This is a genomic window from Streptomyces sp. (assembly GCF_050698815.1).
Classification (GTDB): domain Bacteria; phylum Actinomycetota; class Actinomycetes; order Streptomycetales; family Streptomycetaceae; genus Streptomyces.
In genome coordinates this window covers 1-3,691 of the sequence record NZ_JBOHCV010000219.1, presented here as the reverse complement: position 1 = coordinate 3,691, position 3,691 = coordinate 1, and the positions used below count along the sequence as shown (strand labels likewise).

Below are 3,691 nucleotides of genomic sequence, written 5' to 3'. Positions count from 1 at the left end.
GGCGGATTCTCGGGGTCCTCGCAACACCTGACGGCCTACGTGGTCGTCAGTAGATCACGCAGGCGCTCGGCTGGGGTTTTCCAGCCGAGCGTTTTGCGTGGTCGGCCGTTGAGTTGCTGGGCGACATGTTCGAGGTCTTCGGCGCTGTGCACGGACAGATCGGTGCTCTTGGGGAAGTACTGCCGCAGCAGGCCGTTGGTGTTTTCGTTTGATCCGCGCTGCCAGGGTGAGTGTGGATCGCAGAAGTAGACCGGCACCCCCGTGGCCACGGTGAACTGCTTGTGCGCGGCCATCTCGCAGCCCTGGTCCCAGGTCAGCGAGCCGCGCAGGTGCTCGGGCAGGGTCTGGACCAAGGGCACCAGCACGTCGCGGACCTCCTCTGCGGTGTGCCCGCCGGGCAGATGCCCGAGCAGGACGTAGCGGGTGGAGCGCTCGACCAGAGTCACGATCGCGCTCTCGCTGCGGGGGCCGACGATCAGATCGCCTTCCCAGTGGCCGGGAACCGCCCGGTCCTCCACCTCGGCAGGACGCTCGGAGATCATCACCATCTCGTCGACGAACCGGCGGGTGCGCTGGTCCGCACTGCGATGCGGCTTGCGGCGGGTGCGCCCGGTGCGCAGCGCGAGTGCGACCTCGCGGCGCAGTCCGCCACGGGCCTGGACGTAGATCGCCTGGTAGATCGTCTCCGGACTCACCCGCATGCTCTCGTCGTCGGGGAACTCGATGACCAGAGCGTGACAGATCTGCTCGGGTGACCACCGTTCCCGCAGCTTGTCCGCGACGAACCCGCGCAGCAGACCGTCCTGGGCGAGCTTGGAGTCCTTGGGGCGCGACCGGCTCCTCGCCCACGCCCGCTGGGCCCGATGCGGCTGGTAGACACCATCGACCGCACGAGCATCGATCTCGCGCTTGACGGTGGAGGCCGGCCGCCCGAGCGCCCGTCCGATCGCGCGCAGCGAGCGGCCCTCACGGTGCAGATCAGCGATCAACTCCCGCTCGGTCACCGTGAGGAACCGAGAGTGCAGCTCAGCCTCGACCGTCGCGACAGACGGCATGGACGTGACGGCAACGGTGCTGGTCATGCCCGTTGTGTAGTCGATCCTGCGCCCATCGGGGTGCAGGCGCGCGTTGCCGATCTTCCGGATGCCGCGGTCCCAGTCCTTGGCAGTGCGTTCATGGACCCCGACCTGCGCCGCGGCGTCCCGCCGCCGCGCCCCGGACGCGCGAAGCCGGTCGTACTCCGCCCGGCCCGGATGCCCGCTCGTGCCCGACTTCCCACGACCACGGACACCGGCCTTCCGCGCCCACGCGAACGCCGTCGCACGGTTCACCCCGACCGCCCGGGCAGCCCCCGAGACGCTGCCGTTCTCCCGGTCAAGCGCCTCGAAGAACCTCGCCTTCAACCCCTCAAAATCCACGATCCCCGCAACTCCCTGAAGCTCAGGGTGTTGCGGGGATCGCTAGAGCCCGCCTCCGGGGGCGAGGGGCCGTTCCCGTGCGTGCGGCGTCCGCGTCGCTCCGTGGCGGCCGGCGGTCAGTCAGCCGCGCTGGATGCCCGAGGTGTCCTGGAGGACTCCCTTGCGGCCGTCCTGGGTCTGCGCGATGAGCGCCTGGCCACGCTGCTCGACCGCCAGGTACCAGGTGCCGGGGGCCAGTTCGGCCACCGGCTGCGGCGAGCCGTCCTCACCGAAGAGCGGACGCGCGACCGGCACGGCGAACCAGAACGGTTGGAAGTTCGGGTCCGGGGCGCCCCCGCCTGCCGCCGGACCGCCGGGCTGCTGCGCCTGCTGGGGCTGACCGGGCTGCGGTTGCCCCGGCTGGGGCTGACCGGGCTGGGGCTGGCCGGGCTGGGGCTGGCCGGGCTGAGGCTGGCCGTGCTGACCGGGCTGGGGCCCGCCAGGGTAGCCGTAGCCGCCCTGCGGCTGGCCGCCGTACGGACCCGGCTGACCGGGCTGACCCGGGTAGGCGCCGGGGTAGCCGTAACCGCCCTGCTGCGGGCCCCCGTAGGGGCTGGGCTGACGCGGGGCACCCAGCAGCGGCGCCTTCAGCGCGGGAACGGAAGCGCTGAGGACACCGACCACGGCGAGAGCCAGGGCGAGGACGCCGGTCAGGTAGGCGCCGACGCCCAGATCCCACTGCTCGTTGGGGTCGCCGGGCTGATCCAGCTCAGGCACCACGACCGAGATCAGCGACCAGAGACCGGCCCAGCCGACGACCAGGCAGAGCACCATCCCGAACTGGTCCAGCGCGAGCCCGAGCAGCTTGCGGCCCTCCGGCAGCATCCGGGCGGCGAGGTACAGAGCGGCGGCGATGAGGCCGAGCAGGTGCACGGCCGGCAGCACCGGAAGCGTGGAGCGCGACCAGGAGGACACGCTGCACGAGTCGATGGGGCAGTCTCCATCGAGTTCGAAGAACGGGAAGAAGGAAGCGATCAGCAGCAGCAACGCTGTCCCGATCACCGCGCCATCGCCTCGGGTGAGGGAGCGGATGTTCACGTGATGTCCTCTATCGATATGGTCGGTAGCTGTCGTCGTCGCCGCTTCGCGCGGAGCGTGGCGCGGGGGTGGCCCCCTATCGTACGGATGACCCTAAGGCCCGCTGTGGCGGGTCGTCTTCCGCATGTACCGGTACGTGCTAGCGCCCCTCCCGGCAACTTTTGCCCTGTCGCGCCGACCATCACGCACTCCCCCTGGGGGCACTCCCCCTGGGCCTGCGGCCCGGGGAGACCCCGTCCCCTGGGCCGGGGAGACTCCATGCTGGACGACGCTCCTTCACGGGCGAACATTGCCGGTCACGGCACTAACGCTTCTGGGCCAGATACGCCCCGATGCCTTCCGCGATCCCACGGGCGGCGCTCTCGCGCCACGTGCGGTCGGTGAGCCGGCCGGCGTCCTGCGGATCGCGCATGTTGCCGCACTCGAGGAACACCTTGGGTACCTGGCTGAGGTTGAGCCCGCCCAGATCGGCTCGCGTCTTGAGGCCCTTCCCGTTGCCCACATAGTTGGCGGGCCGCTCGCCGGTGGAGTGCCGGAAGGCGGCGACCAGTTCGCCGCCGAGGCGGCGCGACGGTCCGGTGATGGCCGAGGTGTCGGCCTCTCCTTCCCGTACGGACGCGGGCAGGATCACATGGAACCCGCGCCTGCCCTCCGGCGCCCCGTCGGCGTGCAGGGATACGGCGGCGTCGGCGTCCGCGCGGTTACCCACCCCGGCCCGTTCGTCCACGCAGGGCCCCCAGGCCTTGTCACCGTCGTGCGTCAGCTTCACGGTGGCGCCCCGCTTCTTCAGGGCGGCGCTTGCCCGGCGGGCCAGGTCAAGGGTGAATTCCGCCTCCGGATAGCCGGAGTCGGTCGCGGTCCCGGTGGTGTCGCACTCCTTACGGCCCGTGCCGATATCCACTTCGCGGTTGATCCTGCCGGTGTGCGCGCTGTTGTGCGGGTTGTGCCCGGGGTCGAGCACGACCGTCCGGCCCGCCAGCGGCTTGCCGGCCGCTTCATGCGAACGTCCTTTGCCGGAGGGGGACTTCGGGTCCGGGTCCGGTGCCGGCTTCCCGGGCAGCGGCATCAGCGCCGCGGGCCCGCCGGCCGACTGCCACACCAGCCAGCCCGCCAAGCACGTCGGCAGCAGCGCCACGAGCACGACGGCCAGCCGTCTGCCCGTCCGGTGCCCCCACCTTCCGCTGCCGGGCGCCCAC

The 3,691-nt window shown here is 71.3% G+C and carries 3 protein-coding genes; all 3 read right to left on the bottom strand.

Features of this window, described 5'->3' with window-relative positions:
* Nucleotides 1-35 precede the first annotated feature (35 nt).
* Nucleotides 36-1,418, bottom strand: coding sequence for an IS30 family transposase (locus ACRDP3_RS08135; protein WP_431516168.1), 1,383 nt, complete (start codon nt 1,416-1,418; stop codon nt 36-38).
* Nucleotides 1,419-1,538: 120 nt separating this feature from the next.
* The gene (locus ACRDP3_RS08130; protein ID WP_431516167.1) at nt 1,539-2,495 is read right to left on the bottom strand and encodes a hypothetical protein; all 957 of its coding nucleotides are present in this window, start codon (nt 2,493-2,495) and stop codon (nt 1,539-1,541) included.
* Between the two features lie 304 nt (nt 2,496-2,799).
* A complete protein-coding gene (locus ACRDP3_RS08125) occupies nt 2,800-3,645 on the bottom strand; it encodes an N-acetylmuramoyl-L-alanine amidase (RefSeq protein ID WP_431516169.1) in 846 nt (281 codons plus the stop codon).
* Nucleotides 3,646-3,691: the final 46 nt, after the last annotated feature.